Source organism: Desulfosporosinus acididurans (assembly GCF_001029285.1).
Taxonomy (GTDB): domain Bacteria; phylum Bacillota; class Desulfitobacteriia; order Desulfitobacteriales; family Desulfitobacteriaceae; genus Desulfosporosinus; species Desulfosporosinus acididurans.
Window position 1 is genome coordinate 15,719 of the sequence record NZ_LDZY01000014.1, and the last position, 16,258, is coordinate 31,976.

Below are 16,258 nucleotides of genomic sequence, written 5' to 3' on the forward strand. Positions count from 1 at the left end.
TATTGGTAGTTGATTTGGAATTGTTTTAGGTAAATAATTAAATTGGATGAATCCAATGAGGTGATTTGGTATGCGGCTAGTCATTGATAGAGAAAATCATACACCTGTTTATATTCAGATTTTTGAGCAGATACGTAGGATGATTATAGCCGGTGAGCTTTCACCTGGTTTCAGACTTCCGCCTGAAAGGAAGTTGGCTCAAAGTCTTGGCGTCAATAGGACGACGATTTTAAACGCTTATCGCGAGTTAAAAGCTGAAGGATTGGTAGGTTCTCATGTTGGAAATGGAACTGTTGTCCTTTCCTGTCTTCAGGACGAGTCGGATTTACTCAATTTCACTTCACAAGAACCTGCTTGGGATCAGATTTTTAGTCATCATGCCAATGATTTTGATTCCTATATTCTAAAGGACTTATTAACCTTAGCAAGCAGGAAAGACGTGATTTCTTTTGCCACAGGAATGGCTTCTCCGGAAACCGGGCCGCTAAATGCTTTTCTTGGCATCGAGAAAGAATTAATTGAAAGCAGAAATTATAAGCCTTTGCTTCATTCTCCTACAGAAGGCTTCAGATCGTTACGTGAGGCTATTTCCGGTTTGATGCATAAACGTGGTGTATATTGCAGCTATGATGAGATCATGCTTCTTTCGGGTTCACAACAAGGTCTGGATGTGGCAGCAAGGATGATCCTTGATCCAGGGGATATCGTTGTCGTCGAAGAACCTTCATTTTTCCCCGCGATTCAGGCGTTCAAATCCATCGGCGCCAGAGTCATGGGAATTCCGATTGATGAAAAGGGCATGAGAGTCGACTTGCTTGAACAGTTATTACAAAGGTACAGACCAAAATTGATTTACACAATACCAACATTTCACAATCCTACAGGGACAGAAATGGAGTTGGAACGAAGGATACGACTGATTGAACTTGCCTATAAATATAAGGTTTTGATTATTGAGGACGATGCCTATGGAGACCTTTGTTATGAAGGTCATTCACTTCCTTTGCTGAAAGCAATGGATAATGAAGGCTATGTTATTTATTTAAGTACCTTTTCCAAAACTGTTTATTCAGGTTTGAGATTGGGTTGGATGACGGCGCATAAAAAGGTTATAAAAAAATTTGCTGCCGCAAAACAAATTATGGATTTGCATTCCAGTAGTTTATCCCAATGGATAATTGAACAGTTTATAAAAAGCGGGGGACTTGAAGCGCATATTCCCAGGCTTTGTAAAGACTATCGAGAAAAAAGAGATGCGATGTACGATGCACTGACTAAAAATGCGCCGTCAGATTTGCTATGGAATATGCCTAGAGGAGGTTACTACATTTGGTGTAAACTTCCGAGCGGCGTTTCGGCAGCAAAACTGATTACCAAAGCGGCAGAACGCAAAGTGGTTTTTGTTCCGGGAACTCCTTTTTTCACCTCGGGGCAGGGTGACGATTATATACGTTTAAACTTTACCTTTGAAGAACTTAAAGATATTACAGATGGGATTCAAAGGTTATGTGCAGCTATGAAAGAGTTAATAGATGAGCAAAATTATTGCGACGTTTATCCTGCACTGGAGATTAATCCCATTGTTTAATATAGTTGGTTTTTATTTTTAGTGAGATGAAGGAGGAGTTAGTATGGATTTTAAGTATGCAAAGAGAATGGAATACATCAAAGCGTCTGAGATCAGAGAGATTTTAAAGGTTGCTGAGAGACCGGAGTATATATCATTTGCCGGAGGCTTACCTGCACCAGAACTTTTCCCAGTAGAAGAAATCAAAGAAGTATGCAGGATTGTGCTTGAGGAAGAAGGCGCAAAAGCATTACAATATTCAGCTACTGAAGGATATAATCCACTCAGGCAATGGATAGCCCAAAGAATGAATCAGCGGTTAGGGACTAGCTTCGATACAGAAAATATACTGATAACCCACGGATCTCAGCAGGCTCTTGACCTGACAGGTAAAGTTTTTCTTGATGAAGGAGATATTGTCCTATGTGAAAGTCCGACATACCTTGCAGCTATAAGTGCCTTCAGAGCATATGGCTGCGAGTTTGTCGAGGTTCCTACTGATGATGAGGGGATGATACCGGAAGAACTGGATAGAATTTTGACAAACACTAAACGAGTGAAATTAATTTATATCATTCCTGACTTTCAAAATCCAACGGGAAGGACCTGGAGTCTTGAGAGAAGAAAATATCTGGTTGAGGCGGCAACAAAGCACAATGTTATGATCATTGAAGACAATCCTTATGGAGAACTGAGGTTTGAAGGCGAAAATTTGCCATCTGTTAAATCCTTTGATCAGGCCGGTTGTGTGCTCTGTTATGGAACTTTCTCCAAAACATTTTGTCCAGGCTACAGAATTGGCTGGGTTGCAGGTGAAAAGTCGGTTATTGAGAAGTATGTCCTTGTTAAGCAAGGGACAGATTTGCAAAGCAATACCCTTGCCCAAAGGGAAATTGCCAAATACCTTGAGTTGTATGATATTGATGAACATATTGCTATCATACGTGAGGTCTATAAGAGACGGAAAACTATAATGGTCCAAGCTATGGAAAAGGAATTTCCAGATGGTGTAACCTTTACGAGACCTCAAGGGGGATTATTTGCTTGGGTAGAGCTGCCCGCGAACGTTAATGCCAGAGACGTCTTGGAAAAAAGTCTAGAAAAAAAAGTCGCCTTTGTGCCGGGTGGTTCGTTCTTTCCTAACGGCGGAAAGGAGAACACCTTTAGGGTCAATTATTCTAACATGCCTGAGGAGAGGATAATTGAAGGTATTAAATGTCTTGGAGAAACTTTAAAACAGTTTGTATAATTTGGGATAGTGCTGCTAACAGTGGAGGGAATCAAGGGGGGAGATTATTATGAAAACAATAGGTTTAATTGGAGGGATGAGTTGGGAATCCTCCTCTGAATATTACCGTATTCTTAATGAAGAAATTAAGCTGAGGCTCGGAGGTCTGCATTCCGCTCAATGCGTTCTTTACAGCGTTGACTTCGAGGAAATTGAAATCTGCCAAAGAAATGACGAATGGGAAAAGGCTGCTCAAATTCTGACAGGTGCTGCTCATAGTCTTGAAGCCTCCGGTGCTGATTTTATTATCATTTGTACGAATACTATGCACAAAGTTGCTGATGAGATTCAGGCAGGCATTCATATTCCCTTATTGCACATTGCTGATGTCACAGCACAAGAAGTTATTTCGAAGGGAATCAAGGTTATTGGCCTTTTGGGTACGAAATATACAATGGAACAAGATTTTTATAAATCACGTTTAGAGGCTCAGGGCATCAAGGTTTTGATTCCTCAGGAAACAGATAGAGTAATTGTAAATGATGTGATTTTTAACGAACTATGCTTAGGACAAATCTTAGAAGAATCTAGAGCTAACTATAAGCGAATTATTCAGAACCTAATTGAGCAGGGCGCGAAGGGAATTATTCTAGGCTGTACAGAAATTGGTCTATTAGTTAAACCCGAGGACTCGACAGTACCATTGTTTGATACAACCGTACTTCATGCTAAAGAGGCTGTAAACTTAGCTCTTAAATAATAAGGAACAGCCTTTCCATACCAAGAGGGAAATCAGTTTTGTGAAGGAGCGTTTTTGGACGCTCCTTTTTGCTTTTGTTGCAGGAAATGAATGATAATAGTGGAATTATTATGATATGCTTAAATGCCTGGTAAGTAAGACCGCCACGCCAGAGAGCAGTAAGAGCCGTATGACTTGAAAAAATTATTGATAGCGAGGGGATATATGTGAGCCGAGATAATTTAGAAAGCCTACAGAAAAGAGCAGGTTCTATTCACATAGTGATGGAGATTATCTTTGTTATTGGGGCAATAATCTTCGTAGCAGCAATGATAGGTTTTATCTATTTCTTTTTTGCTCCTCAAGATAAATTTAACGTCGTAAAAGGCACTATAGACTGGTCTATAACCTATAGATTAACAGGCAGCTCGTCATTCTTTATTAATATGCCTTTAAACATTCTACAGCCGTTAGAAAATAGCATGGTTGTTGCAAAACATGCATTTTTAACCAGCATGTTTTTATTGCTCGTTAAAGTCTCTTTAATAATTTATGGTGTAAAACAAGCTGCAGATTTTTTAAATTCTATTGCAAACGATAAAGCTCCATATGTAATTCGCAACGTCAAACGAATTAAAAAAATTGCTTATGTGTTAATTTTTTATTCGGTTGCTGTGGATATCTTATCATGCCTTTTATACTTAATTTTTGTAACCAAAATATTTACTTTGGATTTAGCAAATGTCCATTTAAGTGGTATCTTAAGTGGTGTATTAAGTGGAGGGTTTATTCTTGTTATCGCCGACTTATTCAAATATGGTGTGTTCCTCCAGGATGAGTTTAATGCAAAATTATAAACTGCCTAAAAGTTACATTTTGAGCTTGCTGATATTTATGCTCGTTTTAGTTTCTAATCATTTCGCTATATCAGTCGAGTATCTTAGAAAATTAGGTTACAAACGAATCTCTCTGAAAACAGGTTCTTATGGAATGGAAGCATTAGCTGCCGCTATCAAATTAGCTACAGAAGCTCACCTTGATTTATTAACTATTGATGGTTCCGGCGGCGGTACTGGAATGAGTCCATGGAACATGATGGAAACTTGGGGAGTCCCCTCAATCCTTCTGCATTCGAAAGCTTATGAATATGCTTCGATTTTAGCTGCTAAAGGACACAAAGTGGTTGATATGGCCTTTGCCGGCGGGTTAGCCAGAGAAGACCACATTTTCAAGGCTTTGGCTTTAGGAGCTCCCTTTACCAAAATGGTCTGTATGGGAAGAGGGGTAATGATCCCAGCTTTTGTCGGTTCAAATATTGAAGGTGTACTTAATCCTGAACGCAGAGCTCAGGTAAATGGAAACTGGGACGTCCTGCCGAAAAATGTTCTTGAGCATGGCTCAAAAGCAGAGGAAATCTTTGCAGGTTATTATGATGTTCAAAGTAAGGTTGGCGCTGATGCCATGAAGAAAATTCCCTACGGCGCTATCGCAGTTTGGACTTTAGCCGATAAACTCGCGGGTGGGCTTCAGCAGTTTATGGCGGGAGCACGAAAGTTCTCACTCAAGCAAATTGCCCGAACGGATATTTCTTCCGCTAATCGAGAGACGGAGCGCGAAACCGGAATCCCCTTTATTACGGATTTTCAAGACGAATTTGCTAAAAAAATCTTAAATAGTTGACTTACATCTAACAAATGGAGTAATAAGTGAATTGGGGTTGAGAGCGAAGGGGGTGTTGCAAGACTGCCACAAAACAGTCAGCAACCCCCCCTCATAATTTGGAATGTAAGGTGCCCTTTTACCTTTCAATGTAAACATTTTTACGGTGATATATAGTTTGGGCATTTTCGGATGTCTTGATACAGCCTAGATGATGGTCAAAGAGGTAAATTGTGGTTATTTTTTCTAAAAATAGTTGACAAAGTCAAATAAATTAGTACAATGATATCATATCTATTTAAATGCCTTATATTATGGAGGAGGGTGCATCGTGAATTCGCGGAACATGAATTTGATACATATCATTCGGAGATTTAATCGATTTTACACTAATATTTTGGGATTACTGGACAAGCATATTTATGAAAGCGAATTTTCGCTTGCAGAAGTTCGGGTTTTATACGATATTGAACATATGGAAGTTTGTACAGCTAAGAAATTGATAGAAGAGTTAAAAATTGATCCAGGTTATCTAAGCAGAATAATAAAACGCTTTGAGAATGATAGCCTTATATACAGAGTACAGTCCCCGGAAGATGGTCGGTTATATTACCTTTTCCTTACGGATAAAGGCAAAAATACTCTTTCAAAGTTGAATGATTTGTCTAATGACCAAATCTATAACTTAATCAGCCGTCTGCCAGAACGAGATAAAATGAGTGTTGTAGAAAGTATGAAAACTGTCGAAAACGCTTTCTCAGGAAAACCTATAAAAATCAAAGAAAAGATTACAATTCGCAGTGAATTGAGACCGGGAGATGTGGGTTATTTAATTCATCTTCATGGAAGGTTTTATGCGGAAGAATGTAAATATAACTATATGTTTGAAGGATATGTCTGCAAAACGATTTTCGATATGTTTAATAATTACAACGTGGAAAAGGATAGATTCTGGTTTGCAGAAGCGAATGGAGAAATAATTGGCTCCATTGCTATTATTGGACATTCTGCGACACGAGCTCAGTTAAGATGGTTCATTCTTCATCCATCATTCAGAGGAATTGGCTTGGGAAACACTCTGCTAAATGAAGCTGTGAAATACTGTCAGGAGAAAGGATATGAACAGGTATTTCTAGAAACTACAGATGACCAAAAAATCGCAATCAAAATGTACATGAACGTAGGATTTAAGAAAGTGGCGGAACATGAAAATAAGGAGTGGGGAAGGAAATTGATTGAACAAACCTATGAGTTGAGCTTACCTCTAGGGAATATGGTTTCTAACTGAAGATCTGGAAGAATAGCTGCTTGCAATCAGGCAAAGCATTTTCAAAGCCTTCAATTTAAAAGCCGCCCCACAGCAAGGGCGGCTTTTAGTCTTTTTCATGGTTTCTCTTATCTTTATCTTTGAGATTTCCTCTGCAATTAGAATACAATAAAGTTCATGATATTTTATCAGCTTTGTTTCAAGAATTTATCAAGATTATAAAAGAGCGGCAAAAAGTGCCTATGCCACGCTAAAAGCAAGCCGGTAGTCAAGCGAGAGTTATTTAGAAGTCGAGAACATATGCAGATGTATTTATTTGGTTAAGCACAATAACTGAAATCCTCATCGGTGCGCTCTGAGTCAAGTTTGGAATAGAAGGCAATATTATATAGTAACCATAAATTCCTATTTGCTTTTTGAACTTAACCTTGTTATAATGAGTTTCCAAGAAACCTGCGATGTGCGAAGATTTGATTTGGTTTTGATCCTATTTGAAATTTCGGGAATTTGAGAAACTTACTGATTAGGTCAGGCCTCTGCTGTTAGAGGAAGACTGAAAAGTAGGGTGAAAATGCCCACCTGCGAGAGCGGGGTTAAAAACCAAATAATCTAAACGGCTTTGCGGGGAATCTAATTGGTGAAATGTAATCCAGAGCAACGAAATGCTCTGGATTTTTTCTTATTAAGGAAATATATTTAAGGAATTAGATAAATCTTTCCGCCATTTGGATATTGTAACCAAAGATATCTTGTATTTTAACGTGTTTCGGAAGATAATAAAATCGCTATACATATTCAACACATTGCTATTTGGAATTCGCTTGTGGTGCTGTTGTTAAAAATCTTCAAATTCAATTTAAAAGTTATAGGGAGGGTGATACCAGATCATGTTAACTCCAAGACAGAATTTGTTCGAAACAATCAGAGGTGGCAAACCTGATCGTTTTGTCAACCAGTATGAATTCATGGAAATAATTATGGAAACCCGTTTTGATAAAAAGCTTCCGATCGGGGGGGAGGGCGTAAACAGCTGGGGAATCACTTACAGATGGCCTGAAGGACAGATCGGTCAGTTTCCTGTGCATGATGACGAGCACAAGGTATTAAAAGATATTACCGAGTGGAAAAAGTACGTCAAAGCACCGGTGATCTCGACGTCTGATGAATTCTGGGCTCCAGCCATAGCACATGCTGACTCTGTGGACCGCAATGAAAAATTCGTGACGGCGTTTGTTGCACCGGGAATCTTTGAACAGTGCCATAATCTTATGGGCATGGAAGATGCCCTGATGGCGTTATATGAGGAGCCTGAAGCTATGCATGAGCTGATTGATTACCTAGTTGATTTTGAGCTGGCTTATGCAAAAGAAATAATCGACCACATCCATCCCGATGCACTTTTCCATCATGACGATTGGGGCAGTCAAAAAAATTCGTTTATTTCTCCGGAAATGTTTGAAGAGTTTTACTTACCCGCTTATAAAAAAGTCTACGGTTTCTATAAGGCCAATGGCGTCGAACTGATCGTTCACCACAGTGATTCTTATGCTGCCAACCTAGTCGATTATATGATTGAAATGGGAATTGACATCTGGCAGGGAGTCATGACGACCAATAACACGCCGGAGCTGATCAAGAAATATGGCGGGAAAATCTCTTTCATGGGCGATTTGGACAGCGGTACCATCGACTTTCCGAACTGGACGCAGGAGATTTGTGCTGAAGAAGTCAGAAGGGCTTGCACACATTGCGGAAAGCTTTACTTCATCCCCTGTTTAACCCAAGGTCTGGGCGTCAGTTCTTTCCCCGGTGTCTATGATTGTGTAAGCTCCGAGATTGATAAAGTGAGCAAGGAAATGTTTTAAATGGAGAAAACCTCCGAAGTCATCTCCGGAGGTTTTCTCTTCATTAATTTTGAACTGAAAACTCTACTAGCTTAAGACATAAATTTAATAATTTGTCCCAGAATAGTTTTGAAATATTCCTTGATAAGGTTGGCGATCATTCCTAAGGAGGTGAAGTTTTTATGAGTGCAGAAAGAGTTGTAGAGTTGCTTAAAGAGCTGTCTGCAACCATCACAACTGTTGAGAGTTGTACAGGAGGACATATCATTTCTGCGATTACAGATGTAGAAGGAGCATCGGATGTCACTCCAGGGGGTTATGTTACTTATTCAAACCGCCAAAAACTAGCTATTGGAATTTCTGAAGATATTCTAGAGAAATATGGCGTATATAGTTTAGAGTGTGCAAAGGCTATGGCTGTTGTTGGTCAGAAGAATACCCAAGCTGATTTTAGTGTTGGAGTAACCGGAACCTTCTCAAATATTGATGTACATAATGAAGGCAGCGAAGCAGGGGTTGTCTATTTTGCAATCGTATTTAAAGCGGAGCAAGCAACTGCGGAAAAAATAAATGTCCCGATAATGAAGAGGCATGATCAGAAACAATTTGTTACAGAAATCGTTCTAAATAGAGTGGTGGATGTTCTTGAATCGATACATAAGGCACTATTGAATTTCAAGGTCAAAGTGTAAACACCCTGCCAGAGCGTTCTGAACGTCATTAGATATTTACCAAAGTAAAGGTATCAAATGATAACGAACCTTTTTACAATAGTCTGTATAACCTGATAGGTTTTTCGATAGGAATTTTTCCTCATCCAGAAGCCGAAGAATAATGGTAAGGATCAATGGCATTACAAAGAGTACAGCCCAATAAGAACCTAAAGCAATAGGTGAAAATATCATCATTAGTATTGCCCCAGAATACATAGGATGACGTACCAACCTATAGGGTCCTGTTGAAATGACTTCCTGATTTTTATCTACTTCAATTATGGCGGAAGTATAGCTGTTCTCTTTGAAAACCAGAAATACTATATAAAATCCTAAGACAACAAAAACATTGGCAAATAAACTAATATTTAGGGGTACTCGGGACCAATGAAAGCGAAAATCAAGCCCTGCAAAAATGAATACAAAACAGAAAAACAAATTTGCCAGGGCTTGTATCGCTTTCTGGCTCTTTTCTTTCTCAGCGGTTGCTCCTGCTTTGAGACGACGTTCTAACAATTGTAGGTCCTTTTTAAATAAGTATAGAGTTATCAGTATTACCGAAATTGAAAATGTTAGCAGGTAGATCCAAGCCTGCAGGTAATTAATTGTCCATGCAGGTAAAAAAATAAAGGCAGCCAAGGCTATTATAAGCATTAAAAATCCGGCTAATGTTCTCCCTAATAAATTAATCATCACAAGCCCTCCAATTTCCTACCTGGAGTTTATTGTTTCCTAAAAACCTTCAACAATAATATACCCCAAAATAGAGAAGAAGAGGCATTTGCAATATCCTTCATTAAATAATGCTCTTGCAGGATTAATATCCGCAGCTGTCACCAATAATTAATACCGTTATATCTGCCGCCATCGGCTTCTTCCTCATTACAGAATATACCCTGCATATTCTGGTCGGGGATTGACAGTTAACACACACACCGCTTTTAGTACAAGGATTTGGAGTATCCAGTCTTTTATTATTCATAGGAGCTGCGATCCCTTCTAATCTTGCAAAGGCGGCAGCTTCATTTTGGCAGAGTTTGTTGACACCAGCTGCGATAATTACTTTTTTGGGACCAAAACTCATGGCAGCGACTCGATTTCCTAAGCCATCAACATTTACAAGCATACCGTCCAGAGTAATGGCATTACTGCTGCACAGGTATAAGTCACTCAGCATTTCTTGCCGGGAAATAGCTATCTTTTCTTCCGGGGCAATACCTGGTGCACCGTGGTCCAAAACCTTGCCGCCGACAGCGTTAACCTTATCTTGAATTCCCATGTTCTTGATTGTCATTGAGCCGCCAAAACCCACGGTCATTTCTGGTTTAACGTGATTCATAATAAAAGCCGCCGCTTCTTCAGCGGTTGCAAAATACACTGCGTCAAACTCATTCTTTTTTAAAGCTTCAACAGCCTTGCGCCCAATTGTTTCATTGTGCCATTCATTAATTTCCATGATAAATCCCCCTTCTTTTTTGCCTTAATAACTACTTTTAAACATGTTCTTATTCTCCAACGTTTAGTTTATGTGCGAGCTATATGTATAATTATATATAATAGATAAAAATATGAAAGTATGCACTTTTAGGGTAGATACTACCCAAAAGGAATGCTAGAACTATTTGAGCTAATCATACAGGGGGTGATGGAATTTTGGTAAAGTAATTGAATTTGTGCGGTATATTTTGAGATTGGATGATAAGTTCATTCAGTCTTTTTGTTATCGACTAGATTAGATATTATGTTTGTATATTCTCTATAAAGTAGAATTGAATTTATGCTTATTTTAGATTAATTTCACGAACATAGGAGGAAATAGAGGAAAGATGTGGAATGGTTAGAAATAAAAGAAGATTATAATAATGAATATATGTAAATATATGTATTCACAGTGAGAGAGTTAATATGGATGTGGTAAAAACTGGAGATGATCTATTTGAGTGGCAAACATAGTATTAAAAAATATGTTCCAATAACTAGTTTTATCTCGACAGTTATAACGATCATAGTTTTATATCTTACTAAAATACCAAATCCGAATATTATATTAATCACATTAATAGTTTATTTTACTTTTTTAGGTGGTTATATTTCCGGTGCTATAAGTTGTTTGCTTACAATAACTTATTCACTAGTTTTTTTCTCAAGTTCTGGACATCTATTAATGTATTCTCCAAATAATTGGAAACGTGTTCTCATAAGCTGTATATTTATACCAATAATGATTTTGATTGTTGGATCTTTAAAAAATGATCTCTTAAAGAAAACAAGAGATTTAGAGCTCATTAATGAAACACTAAGTTTTAGTTCGAACCACGATTTTTTAACGGGTATACATAATAGACGGTATTTTGATGAGGCAATTACCAAGGAATGGTTTCGGGCTATACGTGACCAAAAGCCGGTTTCCATAATTATGGTCGATATAGATTACTTCAAAAAGTTCAATGACACATATGGCCACAATACAGGAGATTATTGTTTAAAAGAGGTTGCAAAAGCACTAATAAAAGAAACTAAGCGAGCTGGTGACGTTTCCGCACGATTTGGTGGGGAGGAATTTGCAGTTATTCTCCCTAATACCAACCTAGAGGGAGCACGCTATATCGCCGAAAATATTAGAAAATCGGTAGAAGATTTGAAAATCCGGTTTGAATCATCGTTAGTATGTGATTATTTAACAGTTAGTGTTGGTCTCGCAACAATGGTTCCAGCGAAAAATAGTAGTTATTTCGAACTATTGAATAATGCTGATGCTGCTTTATATATTGCAAAGGAAAATGGAAGAAATCGAGTAGAAATGGGTAGTACAATGTTTCCACGTTTGTGACAACAGCAATGTATGGTATGTCGATGAATCCTATGTGGCTCATCCCTTGAGATAGCTGATGGTCTTGAGTTATTTTATGAGGGAGCAAAAGAGTCCGTCATTAATTTGCAAATCGAGAATGATCGCCCTTTCAAAAGCACAAAAGCACGTGTCCGGAGTTCTTCTGACACGTGCTTTAAGTGAATAAGGTCTGCTCACTCGTCCTCGTAAATAAGCGCCTTTAGGGGAAGAGGCGCATTTTCCGAACATAGCGCTAAGTAATAAAACGCTTAAGCTGCTTTTGATTTGCCAGCATGGTATTGTTGATTTTTCGAGACAAGGTGCTGGGTATAAAACCACAGCGGGATATATAAAAGCAGCACACCCACTCCCACAAGTGTTGACGACCAACCGGAGTCCAGGGCGTTCAGATACGTGATTCCAACTAAGTACAGTGGAATATTGACCAGTGCGCAAATCAGCGCGATGATCTTCCATCCAGAAGGAGCCTTAAATTCTCTGTGCAGCGAACGAAGCTTTTTGTCGGAGTATACTTTTACATAGGCGAACAGGCTGATGCCGTTGGCACATATGTAGCCAATTGCTGAAGCGGCAAGAACGGCCGCAGGAGATTTTAGCGTGATCAGCGCCATATTAAATAGCGCTGTGACCACCATTGCAATCACTGGAGTTCCATACATATTTGTTTTTCCGAAAATTGCCGGGAGATTCTCCTCCTTCGCCATAGACTCCATCGCTCTGGCGGAGCCGAAAAACGCAGTCTGGATGATCAGAATCATAGAGGCAATCAGCATAAACACGGCAATCGTCGCACCGACGCTTCCGAAAGACTGCTGGGCGAGCAACAACATGGGCGAGTTTGGCTCATTGATTACAGCATTTGTCCCAAGCGCTCCGATACAAGCCGCCTGTACGAAAACATAAATAAAAGCGCAGATAATGCCGCAGGAGAACAGGGATTTGGGAATGTCTGTCTTGGGATTTTTATACTCTGGTCCGTAGATAGCCGCGGTTTCCCAGCCGCAGGCGCTCCATTCAGCCATGGCCATAATTCCTACGAATATCAGAAGATCTCGGCCGCTGCTCCAGCTCCAGGCAGCGGGAAGCATATTTTGCGTGATATTGCTGAGATGGAATTTTCCGTTCAGCATTGGGGCGGCAGAGAGCACCACCAGGGGAACAATGGAAACGATGCTCAGAATATAGCCGAGGATGGCTCCACTGGCCAGACCGCGATAACAGACTAGAATTAAAAGAGAGAACACAACGAGGCCGGAAAGAATCGATAAAACCGTGGTATCGACATTTGCAAATGCGGGCAGCAGGTTGTGCAGATACTGGCCGATTAACATGGCGTATACGGCTAAAACGGAGTTCCAGGAGAACCAGTAGCCCCATGCGCTGAATCCACCTACAAGTTTGCCGATGTCATATTTGCCAATGGTGGTTCCCTTGAAGGCTTCCTGAGAAAAACCGGGCAAACCAGATGCCTGGGGGAAAACGGAAGCCATTTCGCCATATGCCGTATTTTGCATGAACCCCTGAAATATGGAAAGAACCCAGACAATGATTGAAAAACCCAGAACATATTTTGTAAAGTAACCGATGGATGGCAGAATCAGCAAGGGCACACCCATTGCAATGGCCAGGCCCTGCTTCCAATCGATAGTACGCTCGGAAGAAACCGGTGTTTGCTCTTTTTTACTCATAATTGAACGTCCTTTCCACTCCATAAGCAATAATTGGATAACCTAAAGAGATCACTAGAAATCGGAATTGTAAACTTCTCACTTTCAGTCATAAAGCCCTCCCCCAAAATTATAAACTGATTACGATAATGACAATATTCTAGAATAACAGCAACAATACCATACAATTCGACAATTATCTCAATAGCCATTTATAAATTATAAAGCCTCTATCTAAAACGTGAATATACAAAATAGCTATATGGGATATAGCTTTCTAAGATTGATCACCTTCGGTATGGCCTGCTTTAAGACAATAGATAAAAATACACCGGCTTTTCCAACAATAAAGAAAAGCCGGTGTATTGATCTGCACGTCACAGTTGTATTAAAACAAGAAAGTTTGGTAAAACATTATCGTATTAGTTATAAAATCTAACCATGAGTTCTTTGTATATTTGCTCAGTCCATGAAGATATAGAAATTTTCAAATCAGTAACTCTCTTCAATTCACCATTTGCTGTGGTTTTAGGGTTAAATTGGGTTGGGATACTATAATTAATATCCTCTGACTTAGGTACGCTGGCTTGGAAATAGAACTCCGGGTCAAAACGGTAAATGATAGAAAGAGTAATATTGGATTGGGTTTCAATTTTCTTAACTAGAAAATTATTTTCGCTGAATTTTTGATTTATTGTTAAAGCTTCCCGAACATCGCTTAAAAAGTTTTTGTTAAGCAAATCTATAGTCAACTCCTTTCTATACAGAGCAGCTCCTAATGTACATTAGAAGCAAATTTTATATTAAACCTGATATTTTCTTCTGCTTGTACTAATTATTACATATTTAAAATTAGCTTACAATGCTTGGAATAATGTTTTTATTTTTAAACTTTATAAAATAAAATATAATACTCTATTTAAATCGGATTATTCATTAATCAGTGAACTTTTTCAGCTAAAGCTGATAGATATGAGGAGCATCACTTACTACTTCAAAAAGTAGTTTAGCGACGCTCCCTTACCAGAATTCTTATAGTTCTTTTAATACTTGTGATTATGACAAGTTTAACAATAATATCGTGCTTTAGGTTCCAACTAAGCCGACGGATATAATGTCAGGCATTAATATATTGAGAGTCGTGACTGCTACTCCGTTGAGGGTTGCGTTATAAAGGGATACAATGTTACCTTGCATAGCAGCGAGGTAACCTCTGGCGGTTCCACCTGAATAGGCAATTACTAATTGTTGTCCCTGAGTCCAAGAATCAAACAAGCCTCCACCTTCAGGCATTATAAAACACCTCCTTATCCAAGTTTTCGAAAGGTCTGTCGTCCCTTTCTAATTTAATGTATGTTTGAAAGGGACAGGTGTGACAAGCACAAAGATTTTCTCAATATCCTCAGATGATTTCTTAAAGTCTTTTCCACATGGGCGTTTTCTCTATTTCTGGTTCTGGTTCTGGTTCTGGCGCAGAAATACCGATTGCAATGATTTTGGCCATGCGAATGTTCAGCGTTTCCATAGCCATATTATTTACAACGACATTATAAAGTGTAATTCCGCCGATGTTGATTCTCGCAATCTGGCCTTGAGCTGTACCGCCTTCCCAAGCGATAAAAACTCTTTGTCCCTGAGACCAGTTCCCTAGATTTTGTTCGATGTCTGTCTTGAGCAATATTGAGTTGATATACCCCAAAAATGTTATAAGATTAGTCCAGATGGTTTTAATGTCCTCATATTTACAGTTTTGTAAAAACATAATATCCCTTCCAATCATTATAGTTTTAATTATTTTATGTTTCAGTAGTTTCTAAGGCGACAAGCTAACAAAATATCGAAAAGTAGATTATGCATGGTTTCAAAGACATGCCGAATAACACGTGGAATATTTTGCCATATAATAAGTTAGTATGGTTATGGAATGGGGGGATTATTATTGGATGGTAATGCCTTAGGTATTAAAGGATTAGTATTGCAAATCGTGCATTATGTATGTAGTAATAACATGCAACAGGCATTGATGTCTGTAAAAGGGCAAAGGATTCAGCTTCTAATGAGTACAAGTCCTCCAGCGGGGAGGCCCCCAAATATTACCGGTATTGTCAAAGAGGTTGATGGAGGGCTTCTTAAATTAGAACTCTCACGCGGTGAAGCAACGGCCAAACCCAAAATTGGAGTTTACTCGATACGCAGCATTTTGGGGTTTGTACCTGTTTCAGCAGAAGAGGATGGGGAAGATGGATGCGGGCAATGTAAAAAAAAAATTTGAGGGGATTATATGAACTGTTATAAAGTAACTGTTGAAATTAAACGTGGGTATGTCAGACCGAATGGTAGAGTGGCAGTTTCAATGAGCCTTCCTGAAGGAGCAGAAACAATTATTGATTTGACGAAAGTCTATATTTCTCATCCGAACGATCATTCTGTGGTTCTTCTTGAACCTATTGATGTAAGTATCGAAACTGAAGAAGATGTAGTAGTTGCTCTATTTGAAGCTGCGGCTTTATTAGATGTCGCAACAAATAATGAAATTACTATGGTAGCAGGTCTAACCGACGTAATCACGCCTGTTGGAGAAGAAGAAGAATATGATTGCCTTTATGGAAGTGCTAAGTTCAAAAAGAATATAGTTGGAAGACGCGGTGGTTCTTCTAATCGAAAGGAACGTTAATATTTATTATAAATTAATAGTAGCATGATATCAGATGCACGGTCTTTTC

At 38.9% G+C, this 16,258-nt stretch carries 17 protein-coding genes and 1 other RNA gene; 12 read left to right on the plus strand and 6 right to left on the minus strand.

Annotated elements, in window-relative coordinates; translation table 11 throughout:
- Positions 1-70: 70 nt before the first annotated feature.
- The 9 genes from pdxR to DEAC_RS17550 all read left to right on the plus strand — a co-directional run bounded on the left by pdxR (position 71) and on the right by DEAC_RS17550 (position 8,996).
- Positions 71-1,588: a MocR-like pyridoxine biosynthesis transcription factor PdxR gene (gene pdxR / locus DEAC_RS17515; RefSeq protein WP_047811378.1), complete on the plus strand. Its 1,518-nt coding sequence runs from the start codon at positions 71-73 to the stop codon at positions 1,586-1,588.
- A 43-nt stretch (positions 1,589-1,631) separates the two neighbouring features.
- On the plus strand, positions 1,632-2,816 hold the full coding sequence (locus DEAC_RS17520) for an aminotransferase-like domain-containing protein (protein ID WP_047811379.1): 1,185 nt from the start codon (positions 1,632-1,634) through the stop codon (positions 2,814-2,816).
- Positions 2,817-2,865: 49 nt separating this feature from the next.
- Entirely contained in the window at positions 2,866-3,555 is a 690-nt protein-coding gene (locus DEAC_RS17525) for an aspartate/glutamate racemase family protein (RefSeq protein WP_047811380.1), read from the plus strand.
- A 206-nt stretch (positions 3,556-3,761) separates the two neighbouring features.
- A complete protein-coding gene (locus tag DEAC_RS17530) occupies positions 3,762-4,391 on the plus strand; it encodes a DUF2975 domain-containing protein (RefSeq protein WP_047811381.1) in 630 nt (209 codons plus the stop codon).
- The gene (locus DEAC_RS17535; protein WP_242847194.1) at positions 4,378-5,214 is read left to right on the plus strand and encodes a glutamate synthase-related protein; all 837 of its coding nucleotides are present in this window, start codon (positions 4,378-4,380) and stop codon (positions 5,212-5,214) included. Before DEAC_RS17530 ends, DEAC_RS17535 begins: the two co-directional genes overlap by 14 nt.
- Before the next feature lie 310 nt (positions 5,215-5,524).
- Positions 5,525-6,481 carry a bifunctional helix-turn-helix transcriptional regulator/GNAT family N-acetyltransferase gene (locus tag DEAC_RS17540; RefSeq protein ID WP_047811382.1) on the plus strand — a complete coding sequence of 319 codons (957 nt, stop codon included), beginning with the start codon at positions 5,525-5,527 and terminating at the stop codon, positions 6,479-6,481.
- A 426-nt stretch (positions 6,482-6,907) separates the two neighbouring features.
- Positions 6,908-7,092: non-coding RNA, 6S RNA (ssrS, locus tag DEAC_RS22895), on the plus strand.
- Between the two features lie 255 nt (positions 7,093-7,347).
- A complete protein-coding gene (locus DEAC_RS17545) occupies positions 7,348-8,325 on the plus strand; it encodes a uroporphyrinogen decarboxylase family protein (RefSeq protein ID WP_047811383.1) in 978 nt (325 codons plus the stop codon).
- A gap of 161 nt (positions 8,326-8,486) precedes the next feature.
- Positions 8,487-8,996: a CinA family protein gene (locus DEAC_RS17550; protein ID WP_047811384.1), complete on the plus strand. Its 510-nt coding sequence runs from the start codon at positions 8,487-8,489 to the stop codon at positions 8,994-8,996.
- Between the two features lie 36 nt (positions 8,997-9,032).
- Here the strand turns inward: DEAC_RS17550 and DEAC_RS17555 are convergent, their stop codons facing one another.
- Complete coding sequence (locus tag DEAC_RS17555; protein WP_047811385.1) at positions 9,033-9,710, minus strand: methyltransferase family protein; 678 nt, start codon at positions 9,708-9,710, stop codon at positions 9,033-9,035.
- Between the two features lie 124 nt (positions 9,711-9,834).
- A complete protein-coding gene (locus tag DEAC_RS17560) occupies positions 9,835-10,473 on the minus strand; it encodes a lactate utilization protein (RefSeq protein ID WP_047811386.1) in 639 nt (212 codons plus the stop codon).
- Between the two features lie 480 nt (positions 10,474-10,953).
- Between DEAC_RS17560 and DEAC_RS17565 the strand changes: the two genes are divergently transcribed.
- The gene (locus DEAC_RS17565; RefSeq protein WP_053006485.1) at positions 10,954-11,847 is read left to right on the plus strand and encodes a GGDEF domain-containing protein; all 894 of its coding nucleotides are present in this window, start codon (positions 10,954-10,956) and stop codon (positions 11,845-11,847) included.
- A gap of 269 nt (positions 11,848-12,116) precedes the next feature.
- On the opposite strand, the gene DEAC_RS17570 is transcribed toward DEAC_RS17565, so the two are convergent.
- The 4 genes from DEAC_RS17570 to DEAC_RS17590 all read right to left on the minus strand — a co-directional run bounded on the left by DEAC_RS17570 (position 12,117) and on the right by DEAC_RS17590 (position 15,315).
- Entirely contained in the window at positions 12,117-13,556 is a 1,440-nt protein-coding gene (locus tag DEAC_RS17570) for an APC family permease (RefSeq protein WP_047811387.1), read from the minus strand.
- A 401-nt stretch (positions 13,557-13,957) separates the two neighbouring features.
- Positions 13,958-14,275: a hypothetical protein gene (locus DEAC_RS17580; protein WP_047811389.1), complete on the minus strand. Its 318-nt coding sequence runs from the start codon at positions 14,273-14,275 to the stop codon at positions 13,958-13,960.
- A 346-nt stretch (positions 14,276-14,621) separates the two neighbouring features.
- On the minus strand, positions 14,622-14,828 hold the full coding sequence (locus tag DEAC_RS17585; protein ID WP_047811390.1) for a hypothetical protein: 207 nt from the start codon (positions 14,826-14,828) through the stop codon (positions 14,622-14,624).
- A gap of 121 nt (positions 14,829-14,949) precedes the next feature.
- Positions 14,950-15,315: a hypothetical protein gene (locus DEAC_RS17590; protein ID WP_161796468.1), complete on the minus strand. Its 366-nt coding sequence runs from the start codon at positions 15,313-15,315 to the stop codon at positions 14,950-14,952.
- 159 nt (positions 15,316-15,474) lie between these two features.
- On the opposite strand from DEAC_RS17590, the gene DEAC_RS17595 reads away from it, so the two are divergent.
- Both DEAC_RS17595 and DEAC_RS17600 read left to right on the plus strand, forming a co-directional pair.
- On the plus strand, positions 15,475-15,807 hold the full coding sequence (locus DEAC_RS17595) for a hypothetical protein (RefSeq protein ID WP_047811392.1): 333 nt from the start codon (positions 15,475-15,477) through the stop codon (positions 15,805-15,807).
- 9 nt (positions 15,808-15,816) lie between these two features.
- Positions 15,817-16,209 carry a cyclic nucleotide-binding domain-containing protein gene (locus tag DEAC_RS17600; protein WP_047811393.1) on the plus strand — a complete coding sequence of 131 codons (393 nt, stop codon included), beginning with the start codon at positions 15,817-15,819 and terminating at the stop codon, positions 16,207-16,209.
- Positions 16,210-16,258 lie beyond the last annotated feature (49 nt).